14 protein-coding genes are annotated in these 15,813 nt (G+C 74.0%); 10 read left to right on the top strand and 4 right to left on the bottom strand.

Translation table 11 applies throughout. The features are described from left to right. Window positions 1–35 precede the first annotated feature (35 nt). Complete coding sequence (locus MCAG_RS11445) at window positions 36–1,679, top strand: serine/threonine-protein kinase (RefSeq protein WP_007073129.1); 1,644 nt, start codon at window positions 36–38, stop codon at window positions 1,677–1,679. A gap of 115 nt (window positions 1,680–1,794) precedes the next feature. On the opposite strand, the gene MCAG_RS11440 is transcribed toward MCAG_RS11445, so the two are convergent. Together MCAG_RS11440 and MCAG_RS11435 are read right to left on the bottom strand one after the other, a co-directional pair. Further along, window positions 1,795–2,427 (bottom strand): TrkA family potassium uptake protein, encoded by a 633-nt coding sequence (locus MCAG_RS11440; protein WP_198141735.1) that lies wholly within the window; start codon window positions 2,425–2,427, stop codon window positions 1,795–1,797. A gap of 25 nt (window positions 2,428–2,452) precedes the next feature. Then, complete coding sequence (locus tag MCAG_RS11435; RefSeq protein WP_007073127.1) at window positions 2,453–3,787, bottom strand: TrkH family potassium uptake protein; 1,335 nt, start codon at window positions 3,785–3,787, stop codon at window positions 2,453–2,455. Between the two features lie 105 nt (window positions 3,788–3,892). On the opposite strand from MCAG_RS11435, the gene MCAG_RS11430 reads away from it, so the two are divergent. The 8 genes from MCAG_RS11430 (at window position 3,893) to MCAG_RS11395 (ending at window position 13,552) form a co-directional block, all read left to right on the top strand. Further along, window positions 3,893–5,029, top strand: coding sequence for a glycerophosphodiester phosphodiesterase (locus MCAG_RS11430; protein WP_007073126.1), 1,137 nt, complete (start codon window positions 3,893–3,895; stop codon window positions 5,027–5,029). Between the two features lie 438 nt (window positions 5,030–5,467). Next, window positions 5,468–6,673: a substrate-binding domain-containing protein gene (locus MCAG_RS11425; protein WP_036373125.1), complete on the top strand. Its 1,206-nt coding sequence runs from the start codon at window positions 5,468–5,470 to the stop codon at window positions 6,671–6,673. A 3-nt stretch (window positions 6,674–6,676) separates the two neighbouring features. Further along, window positions 6,677–7,420, top strand: a complete 744-nt coding sequence (locus MCAG_RS11420) for an ABC transporter ATP-binding protein (protein ID WP_007073124.1) — start codon at window positions 6,677–6,679, stop codon at window positions 7,418–7,420. A gap of 56 nt (window positions 7,421–7,476) precedes the next feature. Further along, window positions 7,477–8,205, top strand: coding sequence for an ABC transporter ATP-binding protein (locus tag MCAG_RS11415; protein ID WP_036373123.1), 729 nt, complete (start codon window positions 7,477–7,479; stop codon window positions 8,203–8,205). Beyond that, entirely contained in the window at window positions 8,202–9,092 is an 891-nt protein-coding gene (locus MCAG_RS11410; protein WP_007073122.1) for a branched-chain amino acid ABC transporter permease, read from the top strand. The genes MCAG_RS11415 and MCAG_RS11410 overlap by 4 nt, the downstream gene beginning before the upstream one ends. Beyond that, the gene (locus tag MCAG_RS11405) at window positions 9,089–10,204 is read left to right on the top strand and encodes a branched-chain amino acid ABC transporter permease (protein WP_007073121.1); all 1,116 of its coding nucleotides are present in this window, start codon (window positions 9,089–9,091) and stop codon (window positions 10,202–10,204) included. Before MCAG_RS11410 ends, MCAG_RS11405 begins: the two co-directional genes overlap by 4 nt. 56 nt (window positions 10,205–10,260) lie before the next feature. Further along, entirely contained in the window at window positions 10,261–12,420 is a 2,160-nt protein-coding gene (locus tag MCAG_RS11400; protein WP_036376887.1) for a RecQ family ATP-dependent DNA helicase, read from the top strand. A 175-nt stretch (window positions 12,421–12,595) separates the two neighbouring features. Further along, on the top strand, window positions 12,596–13,552 hold the full coding sequence (locus MCAG_RS11395) for a hypothetical protein (RefSeq protein ID WP_007073119.1): 957 nt from the start codon (window positions 12,596–12,598) through the stop codon (window positions 13,550–13,552). A 65-nt stretch (window positions 13,553–13,617) separates the two neighbouring features. Here the strand turns inward: MCAG_RS11395 and MCAG_RS11390 are convergent, their stop codons facing one another. After that, window positions 13,618–14,034 (bottom strand): helix-turn-helix transcriptional regulator, encoded by a 417-nt coding sequence (locus MCAG_RS11390; RefSeq protein WP_007073118.1) that lies wholly within the window; start codon window positions 14,032–14,034, stop codon window positions 13,618–13,620. Window positions 14,035–14,318: 284 nt separating this feature from the next. On the opposite strand from MCAG_RS11390, the gene MCAG_RS11385 reads away from it, so the two are divergent. Further along, window positions 14,319–14,780 (top strand): hypothetical protein, encoded by a 462-nt coding sequence (locus tag MCAG_RS11385; protein WP_036373121.1) that lies wholly within the window; start codon window positions 14,319–14,321, stop codon window positions 14,778–14,780. A gap of 131 nt (window positions 14,781–14,911) precedes the next feature. Here MCAG_RS11385 and MCAG_RS11380 read toward each other — a convergent pair. After that, window positions 14,912–15,813: SAM-dependent methyltransferase (locus MCAG_RS11380; protein ID WP_036373119.1), on the bottom strand; the 902-nt coding region annotated here is incomplete at its 5' end.

Here is a 15,813-nt window from a genome sequence, read left to right as displayed (position 1 = left end):
GTTAGGACCGGTCGCGTCGGGCAAAACCTCCGACCATGGGTGGAGCGGTCCGTAACGGCGCGCAGCTGCTCGGTGAGCGGTACCGGCTCATCGAGCAACTCGGCGCGGGCGGCATGTCCGTCGTGTGGCGCGGCTACGACGAGGTGCTGGGCCGGCAGGTCGCGGTGAAGGTGCTCGCCTCCCGGCTGGCCAGCGACCGGGCGTTCCGGCACCGGCTCCGCGCCGAGGCGCAGGCCGCCGCGCGGCTCTGCCACCCCAACATCACCAACGTGTACGACTACGGCGAGTCCGAGCAGGTCGGGCTGACCGTCCCGTACGTCGTCATGGAACTGGTCCACGGCGGCCCGCTCAGCGCCCGGCTCGGCCGCAGCGGGACGCTGTCCTGGCGGGAAGCGGTGACAGTCGGCGCGGAGGTCAGCTCGGCGCTGGCCACCGCGCACGCCCGGGGCGTGGTGCACCGCGACGTGACCCCGGGCAACGTCATGCTCACCTCCACCGGCGTGAAGGTCGTCGACTTCGGTATCTCGGCGCTGGCCGGGGAGAGCGAGAAGGGCGCGGAGGGCACGCTGCTCGGCACCCCCGCCTACCTCGCCCCGGAGCGGTTGGACAACGGCCAGGTCTCCCCGGCCACCGACGTGTACGCCCTCGGCCTGCTGCTCTACCGGATGCTCACCGGCCGGCTGCCCTGGCAGGCGAGCACCACCACCCAGATGCTGCGCGCCCACATGTACGCCGAGCCCGAGCCGATGCCCGAGGTACCCGGGCTGCCCGCCGAGGTGGCCGACCTGGTGCGCCGCTGCCTGGCCAAACGCCCCGAGGACCGCCCGGCCACCGCCGAGGTGGCCAGTACCCTCGCCGAGGCGGCCGGGATGCACGCCACGGTGCCGGTGCCCTCCGCGCCGGGCGCGGTCGACCCGGCCCAGCTCGACCCGGCCGTGCTCGCCAACGCCGGCACCACGATCCTGCCCTGGTCGACGGAGACCGGGATGTTGCCCTTTCCCGGCCGTACCCGCAGCCGGCGGGCGGTGGCGCGGCGGCGCAGGGTCGAGGCGGGGGTGGCGGCTGCCGGGCTGATCGCGGTGATCGCGACGATGTGGGGGGTGACCTCCCGCAGCCCGGCCAGCGGCGGCATCGACCGGCCCACCGAGGCCCGGATGGGGCTCACCGGGCCGCCGCCCTGCGCAGTCGACTACGCGCTGCGCAAGGACTCCGGGAAGGACTTCATCGCCGAGCTGACCCTCACCAACACCTCCGGGCGGGAGTTGCGCGACTGGACGATGAGCTTCGCCTTCCCCGGCCAGCAGACCGTGACGAAGACCGATCCGGCGGTACGCCAGCAGGGCCGCACGGTCGAGGTGCGGCCCGCCGCCGGGCAGCCCGCGCTGGCACCTGGCGCGGCCCGGAAGGTCGCCCTGACCGGCCGGTACACCGGCACGAACCCGTTGCCGCTGGAGTTCCGTCTCGGCGACGCCGAGTGCCGCGTACGGGTCTCCGGTGTCGCCGGCACGGTGCCCACCACCAAGCCGACGGCCAAGGCCCCGGCGAAGCCCAGCACGAAGAAGGCGACGGTGGCGAAGGCCGGCTCCTCGGGCGGCAGCGGTTCGGGCGGTGGCTCGAAGGCTCAGCCGGACAAGCCCGAGAAGCCCGGCAGGGGCGGCAAGCAGGGCAAGGGGAAGTGACCGACGTTCGGCTCGCTGCTCGGGACGCCGTACGGCTCGGGCGCTGGGACGCCGTACGGCTCGGCGTTGGGCCGCCGCTCGGCTCGGGCGCTGCGGTGGACGCTCGGCCCGGCGGTCAGCTCAGCGCGGAGAAGCGTTGCACCTGGGCGATGCTTCCCTCCACGATCAGCATGCTGCCCGGGACGAGGACGGTGCCCGGGGAGGCGTACCGGAACCGCTCGCCGGGCAGCTTCGCCCCGACCACCATCACCCCGTAGCGGCCCTCCGGGGCCAGCTCGCGCAGGGGTCGCCCGACCAGCGCGTCCGGCACCCGCACCTTGGCGATGGCGAAGTCGTCGCCGAACTCGATGAAGTCCAGCATCTTGCTGACGATCAGGTGCGCCACCCGCTCCCCGGTCTCCGCCTCCGGGAAGATCACGTGCTGGGCGCCGACCGAGCCGAGGATCTTCGCGTGCTTCTCCGAGTTGGCCCGCGCCCAGATCTGCGGCACGCCCAGCTCGGCCAGCGCCAGGACGCTCAGCACGCTGGCCTCCAACGACGCGCCGATCGCCACGACCACCCGTGGGAAGTCCGTCACGCCGAGCTGCCGCAGCGCCCCCTCCTCGGTCGCGTCCGCCTGCACCACCCGGTCCAGGTACGGCGACCAGCGCTGCACGCGCTCGCCGCTGCGGTCGATGGCCAGCACCTCGTGGCCGAGCTGGGTCAGCGAGGTGGCCAGGTGGCAGCCGAAGCGTCCCAGCCCGATCACCGCGATGCCCCCGTCGTCCCTGCTCCTAGCCGACAATGGGTTGCTCCTCCGGGTATCGGTACAGCCGTCGTCGGGTGTTCAACGCGATAGCCGACCCGAGGGTGAGCGGCCCGACCCGACCGACGTACATGAGCGCGGTCAGCACGAGCTGGCCCGGCTCGGCGACGGCCGACGCGATGCCCGTGGACAGCCCGGTGGTGCTGAACGCGGAGGTCACCTCGAACAGCGCCCGGTGGTAGGGCAGTCCCTCCGTCAGCAGCAGCAGGACGACCGTGCCGCCGACCACCAGCGCGACGCTGAGCAGGGCGACGGTCAGGGCCTGCCGCAGGCTCGCGGTGGACACCCGCCGCCGGCCCACCGAGACGTCCGGCTCGCCGCGTAGCTCCGCCCAGATCGCGAAACCGAGCAGGAAGAACGTGGCGACCTTGATCCCGCCCGCGGTGCTGGCGCTGCCGCCGCCGATGAACATCAGCGCGACCAGCAGCGGGACGCTCTCCTCGTCGAGCCCCGCCGGGTCGAGGACGGCGAACCCGCCGGTGCGGATCACCGCGCTCTGGGTGAAGGTGGCCAGCACCTTGCCGGCGACGTCGTACCCGCCTATGGTGCGCGCGTCGGGCCACTCGGCGGCGAGCAGGCCGAGGAAGCCGATGGCCAGCAGCACCGCGCTGCCCCACATGGTGAGCTTGGTGGCGATCGCCCAGCGACCGGGGCACCGCCACTCCCGGGCCGCCTCGAACAGCGCGGGGAAGCCCAGCCCGCCGACGATCGTGCCGAACGCGATCGGCAGGCAGACGAACGGGTCCCGGGCGAACCCGATCAGACTGTCGGAAAACAGCGCGAAGCCGCCGTTGTTGAACCCCTGCACCGCGTGGAATACGCCGTACCAGAGGGCCCGGCCGGGCGGGTAGTCGTAGCCGAGCCAGAACCGGCCGGCGAGCACGGCGGTCATCGCCAGCTCGCAGACGGCGACGGTCCCCGCGATGCGCAGCAGCAGCCCGCGTACGTCGCCGATGCCGAACTCGGCGGTCTCGGCCTGCACCAGCAGCCGGTTGCGCAACCCGAGCTGCCGGGCGACCACGAGCACCACCAGGGTCGCGCCGCTGAGGATGCCGAACCCGCCGACCTGGGTCAGCACGGTGATCATCACCAGTCCGAACCCGTTCCAGTACGTCGGGGTGTCGACCACGGACAGGCCGGTGACGGAGACCGCCGAGGTGGCCGTGAAGAACGCCGTGGTGAACGGGGTGAGCCGGTGCTCGCTCGTCGAGGCAGGCAGCATCAGCAGGACGGTGCCGAGCAGGATCGCCGCCAGGAACCCGAACGGCACCAGCCGTACGGGGTGACGGAGAAACCGGTGCACCAGACAATCTTCCGTTCCCCGCCGGCCGGCGGTGCCGAAACGGCCATCTGTCCGTCAACCGACCCCGGTCTGCTGAGCGCGATCCCTCGACGACAGGAGACGGCGTTGCGACGTACCCTTTCCGCCCTCGGCCTGGCCGGCGCGCTGCTCGCGGCGGCCGTGGCGGTGCCGGCCATGAGCGCCTCGGCGAAGCCGGAGGCCGCCCCGGAGGCCGCCTCGGACCGGTCCCGGGCCGCCGACCGGCCGCTCGTCATCGGCCACCGGGGCGCGAGCGGCTACCGGCCCGAGCACACCCTGGAGGCGTACCGGCTGGCGATCCGGATGGGCGCCGACTACATCGAGCCGGACCTGGTCCCGACGAAGGACGGCCAGCTCGTGGCCCGGCACGAGAACGAGATCTCCGGTACGACCGACGTGGCGGCCCACCCCGAGTTCGCCGGGCGCAGGGCCACCAAGACCATCGACGGGGTGCCGGTGACCGGCTGGTTCACCGAGGACTTCACCCTCGCGGAGCTCAGGACCCTGCGGGCCAAGGAGCGGCTGCCCCAGGTGCGGGTCGCCAACACCGTGTTCGACGGGAAGCTGTCGGTGCCCACCCTCCAGGAGGTCATCGACCTGGCCCGCACCGAGGGCAAGGCCCGGGGCCGCACGATCGGCATCTACCCCGAGACCAAGCACCCGAGCTACTTCGCCTCGATCGGGCTGCCCCTGGAGGAGCGCCTCGTCGCCGTGCTCAAGGCGAACAAGCTCACCCACCGCAGCGACCCGGTGATCATCCAGTCGTTCGAGACGGCCAACCTGCGCAAGCTGGACAAGCTGACCGACGTCAAGCTGGCCCAGCTTCTCGACGCCTCCGGCCGCCCCTACGACTTCACCCTCGCCGGCGACCCGCGCACGTACGCCGATCTGGCCACCGCCGCCGGCCTTGAGTGGATCGCCGGGTACGCCGACGGCGTCGGCGCGAACAAGAACCTCATCGTCCCCCGGGACGCCGCCGGCAAGCTGCTCGCCCCCACCACCCTGATCCGGGACGCCCACCGGCTGAAGCTGGTCGTGCACGCCTGGACGTTCCGGGTCGAGAACCAGTTCCTCCCGGCCGACTTCCGCATCGGCACCGACCCGAACGCCCGGGGCGACATCACCGCCGAGTTCGAGCTGTTCTACGGCCTCGGCCTGGACGGCGTCTTCGCCGACCAGCCGGACACCGCCGTCGCCGCCCGCGCGGGCCTGCCCCGCCGCTGACCCAGCCAGCATGGTGCGGCCCGCCCCCGACGGGGGGCGGGCCGCGCTGGGTTGAACGGACCGTCCCGCCCGCCATGTCGGGGAGGTAGGGGTGTCAGTGGGGCGGGGGGAGGCGCAGACGGGGCAGCTCCATAGGCGGCGCGCTGGCCTGCCGGCCCTGTTCGGAAGGACCCCCGCGTGTCGGGGTGCGGTGAGCCGGGAGGACGCGCAGCCGGCCCGCCGGCGGTGGCGGGCGGCGACACACGGGCGGGTCGACCCCGTGGGTACGCGGCCCACCGCACATGCGGGACGGCCCGACCCCGGTGGCGCGGCTGTCCTGGTGGGACACCCCGTCATCGATACTTATGTGTTTCGACCACATGGCTCGTGGGTGACGTCACTTCTAGCGTGATCCGACACATGACGTTCCCTTCCTCCGAGTCCTCACGTGGAGTCGCAATGACGGTCCGGACGACGCGGCGGGTGTTCCTCTCCGCCGCCACGATGATGGCCGCGGCGCTCGTCGCCACGGCCTGTGGCAGCCCGCAGGACACCGCCTCCGGTGGCGGCGACGGCGCCGCCCCGGTCAGGGTCGGCCTGGTCTACTCCCAGTCGGGAGCCCTGGCCAGCTACGGCAAGCAGTACATCGAGGGGTTCAGGGCCGGCCTCGACTTCGCCACCAGGGGCACCGGCAAGGTCGGCGACCGGGCCATCGAGGTCACCGAGGTCGACGACGCGGGCGATCCGGCGAAGGCGGTGTCGGCGGCCAAGGACCTGATCGGCAAGGGCACGAAGATCATCGCCGGCTCGACCTCGTCGGGCGTGGCCCTCCAGGTGGCCCCGATCGCCGCCCAGAACAAGGTCCTGTTCGTCTCCGGCCCGGCCGCCACCGACGCCGTGACCGGGGCGAACCGGTACACGTTCCGCTCGGGGCGGCAGTCGTACCAGGACGTGGTGACCGCGAAGTCGTTCATCGGCGACCCGACCGGCAAGAAGGTCGTCGTGTTCGCCCAGGACGGCGCGTTCGGCGACGCCAACGAGGCCGCCGTGAAGGCCGTGATCGGCGGTGCCGGGGCCACCGTGAGCAGCGTCCGCGCGCCGGCCAGCGCCACCGAGTTCACCCCGTTCGCCAGCCAGATCTCCGCCGCCAAGCCCGATCTGCTCTTCGTCGCCTGGGCGGGCACCACCGCCCCCGCGATGTGGCAGACCCTCGACCAGCAAGGCGTGCTCTCCGCTACCACGGTCGTGACGGGCCTGGACATCCGCGCCTCGTGGCCCACGTTCGGCGCGGCCGGTGCCAAGATCTCCTTCCTGTCGCACTGGTTCGACGGCGCCGCCGACACCGAGGCCGCGAAGGCCGCCAAGGCGAAGATCCCCGGCGGCACCCTCGACCTGTTCCACCCGGACGGCTTCGCCGCCGCGCAGATGGTCGTCCGTGCGGTCGAGCAGGGCGGCGACGACGTGGACAAGATGATCGCCGGGCTGGAGGGCTGGAGCTTCGAGGGCGTCAAGGGCCCGATGACGATCCGCGCCGAGGACCACGCCCTGCTCCAGCCGATGTTCCAGGCGAAGCTGGCCGGCAGCGGCAGCGCGTACACGGCGACCACCCAGAAGAGCCTGACCGGCGACGAGACCGCGCCGCCGGTCGGCCAGATGAAGGGCTGACCCGTGCTCGCCACCCGCGCCCTGACCTGGCGGATCGGTGAGGTCGCCATCGTCGACGACGTGCACCTCGACCTGGCGCCCGGCGAGTTCCTCGGCGTGATCGGGCCGAACGGCGCCGGCAAGACTTCCCTGTTCAACCTGATCACCGGCCTGCGCCCGCCGACCGGGGGTCAGATCCTGCTGGACGGCGAGGACGTCACCGCCCTGCCGCCGCACCGGCGGGCCCGGCGCGGCCTGGGGCGTACCTTCCAGTCGTCGTCGGTGTTCGGCTCGCTGACGGTGCGGGAGAACGTCCGGCTCGCCGTACAGGCGCACCGGGGTGGCTCGATGAAGCTGTGGCGGCGGGCGGCGGCCGACCGTGGGGTCGCCGCCGCCGCCGACGCGGCGCTCGACCGGGTCGGCCTGCGCCACCGGGGTACGGCGCTCGCCGGCACCCTCGCCCACGGCGAGAAGCGCAAGCTGGAAATCGCCCTCCTGCTCGCCGGGGAGCCCCGGGTGATGCTGCTCGACGAGCCGATGGCCGGCGTCAGCGCCGAGGACGTGCCCGAACTGGTCGCGGTGATCCGGTCGCTGACCGGCGACAGCGGCCGGTCCGTGCTCATGGTGGAGCACCACATGGACGTCATCCTCGACCTGGCCGATCGGATCGCCGTGATGCACCACGGCGCGCTGCTGGCCTGCGACACCCCGGCGACCGTGATGGCCGACGCCACCGTCCAGGAGGCGTACCTGGGGGAGGCACTGTGAGCGCGAGGAATGAGCCGGGTTTGCGAGCCCCGCAGTCGCGAACGCAAGGCGGCGCTGTGACGGAACCGATCCTGTCGGTGGAGGACCTGTCGGTGCGCATCGCCGGGCTGCACATCCTCCAGGGGGTGTCGTTCACCGTCGCGCCGACCGGCGTGACCGTGCTGCTCGGGCGCAACGGCGTCGGCAAGACCACCAGCCTGCGCGCCGTCCTGGGCCTGACGCCCCGGGGCGGCGAGGCGCGCGGCACCGTGCGGATGGGCGGGCGGGACCTGCTCGACCGCCCCACCCACCGGCTGGTCCGCGACGGGCTCGGCTACGTGCCGGAGGACCGGGACGTGTTCGCCGGGCTCACCGTCGCCGAGAACCTGCGGCTCGCCGAGCGGCGGGGCACCACCCCGGCGTACGACCGGGTCTTCGCGCTCTTCCCGGAGCTGGACCGGCGCGGACGGCAACGGGCCGGCTCGCTCTCCGGCGGGCAGCAGCAGATGCTCGCCATCGGCCGGGTGCTGCTCAACGACAACCGGCTGCTGCTGGTCGACGAGCCGACCAAGGGGTTGGCGCCGAAGGTGGTGACCGAGGTGGCCGAGGTGCTGGAGCGGGTCGCGGAGTCGGTGCCGGTGCTGCTGGTCGAGCAGAACCTCGCCGTGGTCCGCCGGCTCGCCACCGACGCGGTGGTGCTCTCCGCCGGCCGGGTCGCCTGGGCCGGTGGCGCGGGCGAGCTGCTGGGCTCGGCGGAGCTGACCCGGTCCCTGCTGGGCGTGGGCTCCCCGGAGGTGCGCGCGTGAACACGATCGTCCTGCTGGCGCTGACCGGGCTCGGCCTGGCGGCGCTGTACTTTCTCGTCGCGTCCGGGCTGTCGCTGGTCTTCGGCCTCGCCGACGTGCTGAACTTCGCCCACGGCCTGTTCCTCGGCGTCGGCGCGTACGGGACGTGGTGGGCGGCGGGCAACCTGCCCGGGGCCGGCCCGGAGGGGCTCGGCTTCGTGCTCGCGGTCGCCTTCGGGGTGGCCGCCGGCACCCTCGTCGCGGTGCTGGTCGAGCTGGTGCTGATCCGGCCGCTGTACTCGCGCACCATCGAGCAGGTGCTGGTCACCGTCGGCCTGTCGCTGGCCGGGGTGGCGCTGCTCCAGGCCACCTGGGGCGCGGACGCCCGGCCGTTCCCCCGTCCGCAGTGGTCGCGGGGGGTCACCGGGATCCTCGGCGCGCAGGTGCCCAACGGCGGGCTGCTGCTGATCGTCGCCGCGGCCGTGGTGCTGGGCGCGCTGCTGGCGTTCCTGCGCTGGACCCGGTACGGGCTGATCATCCGGGCCGGCGTGGAGAACCGCGAGATGGTCACCGCGCTGGGCATCGACGTGCGCAAGGCGTTCACCCTGGTCTTCGCGATCGGCGGGGCCGCCGCCGCGCTGGCCGGGGCGCTCGGGGGCGTCTACTTCGGCACCGTCTCGCCCGGCCAGGGCGGCTCGCTGCTGATCTTCGCCTTCATCGTGGTGGTGATCGGCGGCATGGGCTCCGTAATCGGCTCCGCGTACGCGGCGGTCGCCGTCGGCCTGCTGCAACAGTTCGTCAACTACTACGGCGCGTCCGGCGTCGGCGACCTGTGCGTCGTCGCGCTGCTGGCCGTGGTGCTGCTGCTGCGCCCCCAGGGCATCGCCGGAAAGGTGGCTCACGCATGACCGACTCGATGGTCGAGGCCCCGGCGGCGCGGGTGCCGGACGAGCTGACGCCGCACCGGCGGGGCTGGCACGGGCTGCGGCCGTACCTGCCGCTGGCGGCGCTGGCGGTGGCGGCGGTCCTGCCGTACTCGACCCTGGAACTGCCCGGGATCTTCGAGGGGCCGCTGAACTCGCCCGGTACCCTGCAACTGCTCGCCGTCTGCCTCGTCTTCGGCGGCCTGGCCGCCGGCTACGACCTGCTGTTCGGCCGCACCGGGATGCTCTCCTTCGGGCACGCCCTCTATTTCGCCGCCGGCGTGTACGGCACCGACATCCTGGTCACCCGGGCCGGACTGCCGCTGTGGCAGGCCGCGCTGCTCACGATCACCGGCGGGACGATCCTGGCCGGGCTGCTCGGCGCGGTGGCGCTGCGCACCGCCGGGATCGCGTTCGCCATGGTCACCCTGGCCTTCGCGCAGGTCGGGGCGATCCTGGTGGCCCGGGACTTCGGCGGGCTGACCGGCGGCGAGGAGGGACTGCCGCTGGACGTGTCCGGGCTGCCCGCCGGGCTGGTGGGGGTGGCCAACACGGTAAACCTGTACTGGCTGGCGCTGGCGTACCTGACCCTGGTGGTCCTCGTGGTGCACCGGGTGTCCGGGTCGCCGACCGGGCGGGTGCTCGCCGGGCTGCGCGACGACGAGCGGCGCGTCGGGGTGCTCGGGCTCGACCCGTACCGGTTCAAGCTGGTCGCGTTCACGCTGGCCGGCGGGCTGGCGGCGGGCGGGGGAGTGGTCTACTGCCTGATCGTCGGCGGCGCGTCCCCGCACATCACCTCCAGCGAGCTGACCCTGTCGCTGCTGGTCATGGTGGTGCTCGGCGGCCCCGGCACCCGCTGGGGCCCGGTGCTGGGTGGCGTCCTCTACACGTACCTGGACCACCGTCTCACCGCGTTCGGTGCCAGCGACGCCGTGGAGTCCCTGCCGGCGTTCCTGAGCCGGCCCCTGTCCCAGCCCCTGTTCGTCCTCGGCACGGTCTTCATCCTGGCCGTCTACTTCTTCCCCGGCGGCCTGGCCAGCCTGCGCTCCCGCCTCACCCCCCTGGCCCGCCTCCTCCCCACCCGCCGGACCTCTTGATCGACACGGCGGGGGCGGGGTGCTGGTAGGAATGGTGGGTGGATCAGCAGGGGCGGGTGGCGGTACGGGAGCGGGCCGAGGCGGTGCTGCGTCGGCTGGCCGGCGACCACGCCCGGCTGCGGGAGGACCAGTGGCGGGCCATCGAGGCGCTGGTGGTCGACCGGCGTCGGGTGCTCTGCGTGCAGCGCACCGGGTGGGGCAAGTCGGCGGTCTACTTCGTGGCCACCGCGCTGCTGCGGGACCGCGACGAGCAGGGCGGACACGACGAGCGGGGCGCGCGCGGCGCGCTCGGTGGCCCCGCCGACGCCGGTCCGACGGTGATCGTGTCGCCGCTGCTGGCGCTCATGCGTAACCAGGTCGAGTCCGCCGCCCGCGCCGGTATCCGGGCCCGCACCATCAACTCGGCCAACCTCGACGAGTGGGACGCGATCACCGCCGAGATCCACGACGGCGCGGTGGACGTCCTGCTGATCAGCCCGGAGCGGCTCAACAACCCGGACTTCCGGGACGCCGTGCTGCCGAGGCTGGCCGCGACCACCGGGCTGCTGGTCGTCGACGAGGCGCACTGCGTATCCGACTGGGGGCACGACTTCCGGCCCGACTACCGGCGGCTGCGCACGTTCCTCGGCAACCTGCCGGAGCGTACGCCGGTGCTCGCCACCACGGCCACCGCGAACGCCCGGGTCACCGCCGACGTCGCCGAGCAGCTCGGCGACGCCCTCGTGCTGCGCGGGACCCTGGACCGGGAGTCCCTGCGCCTGGGGGTGCTCGACCTGCCCAGCCCCGCGCACCGGCTCGGCTGGCTCGCCGACCACCTGGACCGGCTCCCCGGCTCCGGGATCGTCTACACGCTGACCGTGGCGGCGGCCGGGGAGACGGCCGAGTTCCTGCGCTCCCGGGGGTACCCGGTCGCCTCGTACACGGGGCAGGCCGAGGACGCCGACCGGCGGGCCGCCGAGCAGGACCTGCTCGACAACAAGATCAAGGCGCTGGTCGCGACGAGTGCGCTCGGCATGGGCTTCGACAAGCCCGACCTCGGTTTCGTGGTGCACCTCGGCGCGCCACCGTCGCCGATCGCGTACTACCAGCAGGTCGGCCGCGCCGGCCGCGCCGTCGAGCACGCCGAGGTGCTGCTGCTGCCCGGCGTCGAGGACGCGGCCATCTGGCGGTACTTCGCCTCGCTCGCGTTCCCGCCCGAGGAGCAGGTGCGCGCGGTGCTGGCCGCCCTGCGTACCGACCGGCCGCTGTCGACACAGGCCCTGGAGCCGATCGTCGACCTGCGCCGGGCCCGCCTCGAACTGATGCTCAAGGTGCTCGACGTGGACGGCGCGGTCCGCCGGGTGCGCGGCGGCTGGCTCGCCACGGGCGAGCCCTGGGTCTACGACGAGGCCCGGTTGCGCCGCGTCGCCCAGGCGCGCACCGCCGAGCAGCAGGCCATGCGGGAGTACGCGACCACGCCCGGCTGCCGCATGCGGTACCTGCGGGAGTGCCTCGACGACGTCGGGGCGGACGACTGCGGCCGGTGTGACCGGTGCGCCGCTCCGATGTTCACCGCAGAGGTGTCCGGGCCGGCGCTGGGCGCCGCGCAGGGCTTCCTCGGCCGCCCCGGCGTGGAGATCGCGCCGAAGAGGCTGTGGCCCACCGGGCTGGACGCGGTGGGCGTACCCCTCAAGGGCCGGATTCCCCCGACGGAGCAGGCCCTAACCGGTCGGGCCGTGGGGCGGCTGTCGGACCTGGGCTGGGGCGGCCGGCTGCGCGAGCTGGTCGGCCCCGGCGCGGCGGACCGGCCGGTCCCCGACGACGTGGCCGGCGCGGTCGTCGAGGTGCTCAAGGCATGGGCCCACGGCGACGACCCGTGGCCGCGCCGCCCGGTCGGCGTGGTCGCGGTCGGCTCCCGGCGGCGGCCGGAACTGGTCGGCTCGCTCGCGGAGCGAATCGCCGCGGTGGGGCGGCTGCCGCTGCTCGGCCAGGTGGTACCCGCCGGGCCCGACGGCGCGGACGGCCCGCGCGGCAACAGCGCCCAGCGGGTACGCGCGCTGCACGACGCCTTCGCCGTGCCGGACGGGCTGGCCGGCGCGCTCGCCGGGCTGGATGGCCCGGTGCTGCTCGTCGACGACCTGGTCGACACGGGCTGGACGCTGACCATGGTGACCCGGCTGCTGCGCCGGGCCGGCGTACCCGACGTGCTTCCCCTGGCCCTGGCCGTCGCCGGCTGACCCGTCGCGCCCGCCGTTCGGCCGCCGCCGCGCGTTAGCAGGGGCCCCTTGTACAACAGAATGCGTTAACAGGGGGCCCCTGCTGACAAAGTTCCCAGGCGGGGCGGATTGCGATCGGTGCCACGCCGCGCAGCCGCTGGCCAGGCCCGGCCGGGCTCGGCGGTACCGTGGGCCCATGACCGATCAGCGACCCGACGCCGGGGAGCCGCAGCGGCCAGGGGTGCTGGTCGACCGGGGCACGTTGCGGCTCGCGCTGGTGGTCGGCGGGCTGGTGCTCGCGGTGCTGCTCGGGTTCGGCCTCGGGCGGCTCAACCCGCCCCCGGCGGCCGACGGGTACGCGCTGACCCCGGCCGGCGCGGACCACACCCACGCGCCGGGCGTAGGGGCGCACGACCACGGCGGCACCGCGGACGGGGGCGACGGGACGGACGTCGGCGGCCTCGCGGTCAGCTCCGGGGGCTGGACGCTGGCCCCGCTGTCGGCCGACTTCGCCGCTGGCCGGGCCGGCGAGTTCCGATTTCAGGTGCGGGACGCACAGGGCCGGCCGGTGACCCGGTTCGCGGTCGTGCACGACAAGCCGATGCACCTGATCGTGGTCCGCCGGGACCTCACCGGGTACCAGCACCTGCACCCGACGATGGCGACGGACGGCACCTGGACTGTCCCGCTCACCCTGCCGGAGCCGGGCGTCTGGCGGGCGTACGCCGACTTCACGCTGGTCACTGACGACGGCGGGCAGAGCGCCCGGACATTGGGCACCGACCTGGCCGTCCCGGGTCGGTACGCGCCCCGACCGCTGCCGGCGGCGGCCCGCACCGCCACGGTGGGCGGCTTCGCGGTGAGCTGGTCGGGCGAGCCCGGGGTCGGCGTGACCCGGCCGCTGCGGTTCGAGGTGCGCGCCGCCGATGGCACCGCCCCGACGCTGGAGCGCTACCTGGGCGCGTATGGGCACCTGGTGGCGTTGCGCGAGGGCGACCTGGGTTACCTGCACGTGCACCCGGAGGCGGGGCCGGCCACGGCGGGGGTCAGCTTCCAGGTGACCGTGCCGGGGCCGGGTCGCTACCGGCTCTACCTCGACTTCCAGGTGGCGGGCGTGGTGCGGACGGCCGAGTTCACCCTGACCGTGCCCTGACCCTGCCGCGCCGCCCGCCGGGACAGCAAGCCGGGGTGGTCGGCCGGAACAGGGGGCCGGGGCGGTCAGCCGGCGCGGCGGATCGGGCGGCGGGCCAGGTAACGGAGCAGGTCGCGTATGTGGTGCTTCTCCTCGGCCGGCACGGCCGGGTCGGCGAGCCGCTGGAGGATGACCCGTACGTCGGCCTCGACCTGCCCCTCGTCGCCACGCCGACGCGGGACGGGCCCCGAGTCGGGCAGCCCCAGGGCCCGGAAGGCCGCCGCCACCGGCAGTTCGAGCGCCGCGCAGAAGCCGCGCACCTTCGCGAGCTCGGGGTAGTCCTGCCAGTCGCCGGCGAGCCAGCGGAAGACGGTGGACCGACCCACCCCGGTGTGCGATGCCAGGTCGCTGACGGTCCAGCCCCGTTCCTCGCGGGCGTCGTCGATGGCACGTCGGACGAAGCGCGCGAACGCCATCTGTGGCGAAACCTCGGGCGAAGCCATCCCTGCGCGGTCTTCCTTCCGGCCGGAGCACCCGGACGGTGCTCCATGAGGGTAGTACCACCGGCGGCGGAAGCAAGCGCCCACCCGCCCCGTTCGTCCCGATCGGCGCAGTCTCGGGCCGGCCACCTGCGAATATGGCTCACGTTCTTTCCCGTCGAGTGGGAACGTTCCCACGGGAAGGGTATCGGGGCTGCGGGTGGTTGCCGTACGTCAACTAAGCTCGATGCTCGTCCGCCCACCGTCCGTGGCCGTCCGCACCCGCCGAACGCGCGATGAGGAGCAACATGACCGAGCCGAGACGTCCGGTGCCGTACTGCCCGGGTGCGGTCAGTCTCTTCTTCGTGACCAAGGCCGGCGTCCTCGCCGCCGGCTTCTGGGGCTGGCTCCTGGTCCTGGTGCTCGGCTCCGCTCGGGTCACCGGAGCGCACGTCCTCGCCGCCACGGGCGCGACCACCACGACGCTGGTCGGCGTGGTGCTCGGCGCGCGGCTGGCCCTGCAACGCAACGCGGCGGTGCGGCACGCCGAGCTCAAGCGGCAGTTGGTCGACATCTCCTGGAACGCCTTCGCCGCCGCCGGAAACGCGCAGACCCCGGCCAAGGTGGTGCCGTTCCCGACGGTCACGTCAAACGCCGAGCGCCCCGCCGGCCGGGGGCGGGGGGACCGGGTCACGCTGTTCGACCGGAGCGGCGGCAACGAGCGGGCCCCGGGACGGGACCGGGGCGGCAACGGCGACCGTCGCCGCTGAGCGACCCGCCGCGTGTGACCCGGCACCGAGCCGGGCAGCGCCGAGTGGGCCGATGCTGGGCGACCCGGCTCCGACCGGGGCAGCGCCGACCGGGCCGGTGCAGGGACCGGCGCGGCGATGGCCGGGGCGGGTCAGCCGGTCGGGGGCGCGGCGAGCAGCGTCTCCAGGCGCGGGGTGACCTGCCACTGGTCGACCAGCGCCCGGTAGTCCGCCCGCTGCTCGGCCGTCGGCGGGCCACCTGCCCGGCGCGCCCGGATCAGCAGGTTCCGGGGTGTGTGCCGGGAGTCGACGAACTCGACCACCTCGGTCCGATACCCGTGCAGCCGCAGCAGCGCCGCCCGCAGCGAGTCGGTCAGCACGTCCGCGAAGCGCTCACGCAGGATGCCCTGCCGGGTCAGCAGGTCGTACGGGGCCGGGGTCGGCCGGGCGCGTAGCTGGGCGGCGAGGTCGTGGTGGCAGCACGGCGCAGCGAGCACCCAGCGGGCGTCCCAGCGCACCGCCCGGGCCAGGGCCTCGTCGGTGGCGGTGTCGCACGCGTGCAGGGCCAGCACCAGGTCGGGAGCGGGGTCGACCACCGCGTCGGCGATGGTGCCGGCCACGAAGGTCACCCGGTCGGTCCAGCCCAGCCGCCCGGCCAGCTCGGTGTTGCGCTGCCGCTGGTCCTCCCGCACGTCGACGCCGACCAGCTGTACCTGAAGGCCCCGCTGGGACAGGTACCGGTACGCGGCGAAGGTCAGGTACGCGTTGCCACAGCCCAGGTCGACCACCCGCAGCGGCCCGGTGAGGTCGTCCGGCAGGGTCGCCGCCAGCGCCCGCAGGAACGCGTCCACCTGCCGGCGTTTCGCCGCCGAGCCGCCGATCTCGGTGAAGATCTCGTCGCCCGGGTCCAGCAGCCACTCCTTGGCCCGGTCGTGCCCGCCTGGCTCGGCGGCCGGCCGGGCGGCGACGGCCCGGTGCACCTGCGCCTCCCCGGACTTGGTCACCCGTAGCTGGAGCGTCACGTCCGTGGTCTCCACGTGCCAGTTGCCGAACG

This window comes from Micromonospora sp. ATCC 39149 (genome assembly GCF_000158815.1).
In the GTDB taxonomy this organism is placed as follows: Bacteria; Actinomycetota; Actinomycetes; order Mycobacteriales; family Micromonosporaceae; genus Micromonospora.
The sequence above is the reverse complement of the archived record's forward strand: the minus strand, read 5'-3'. Positions and strand labels throughout refer to the sequence as shown.

Excerpts from the sequence above, each read along its gene's own strand:
- MCAG_RS11445 (WP_007073129.1), top strand. The coding sequence starts at position 36 with ATGGGTGGAGCGGTCCGTAACGGCGCGCAGCTGCTCGGTGAGCGGTAC.
- MCAG_RS11425 (WP_036373125.1), top strand. The coding sequence starts at position 5,468 with ATGACGGTCCGGACGACGCGGCGGGTGTTCCTCTCCGCCGCCACGATG.
- MCAG_RS11405 (WP_007073121.1), top strand. The coding sequence starts at position 9,089 with ATGACCGACTCGATGGTCGAGGCCCCGGCGGCGCGGGTGCCGGACGAG.
- MCAG_RS11395 (WP_007073119.1), top strand. The coding sequence starts at position 12,596 with ATGACCGATCAGCGACCCGACGCCGGGGAGCCGCAGCGGCCAGGGGTG.
- MCAG_RS11390 (WP_007073118.1), bottom strand. The coding sequence starts at position 14,034 with ATGGCTTCGCCCGAGGTTTCGCCACAGATGGCGTTCGCGCGCTTCGTC.
- MCAG_RS11385 (WP_036373121.1), top strand. The coding sequence starts at position 14,319 with ATGACCGAGCCGAGACGTCCGGTGCCGTACTGCCCGGGTGCGGTCAGT.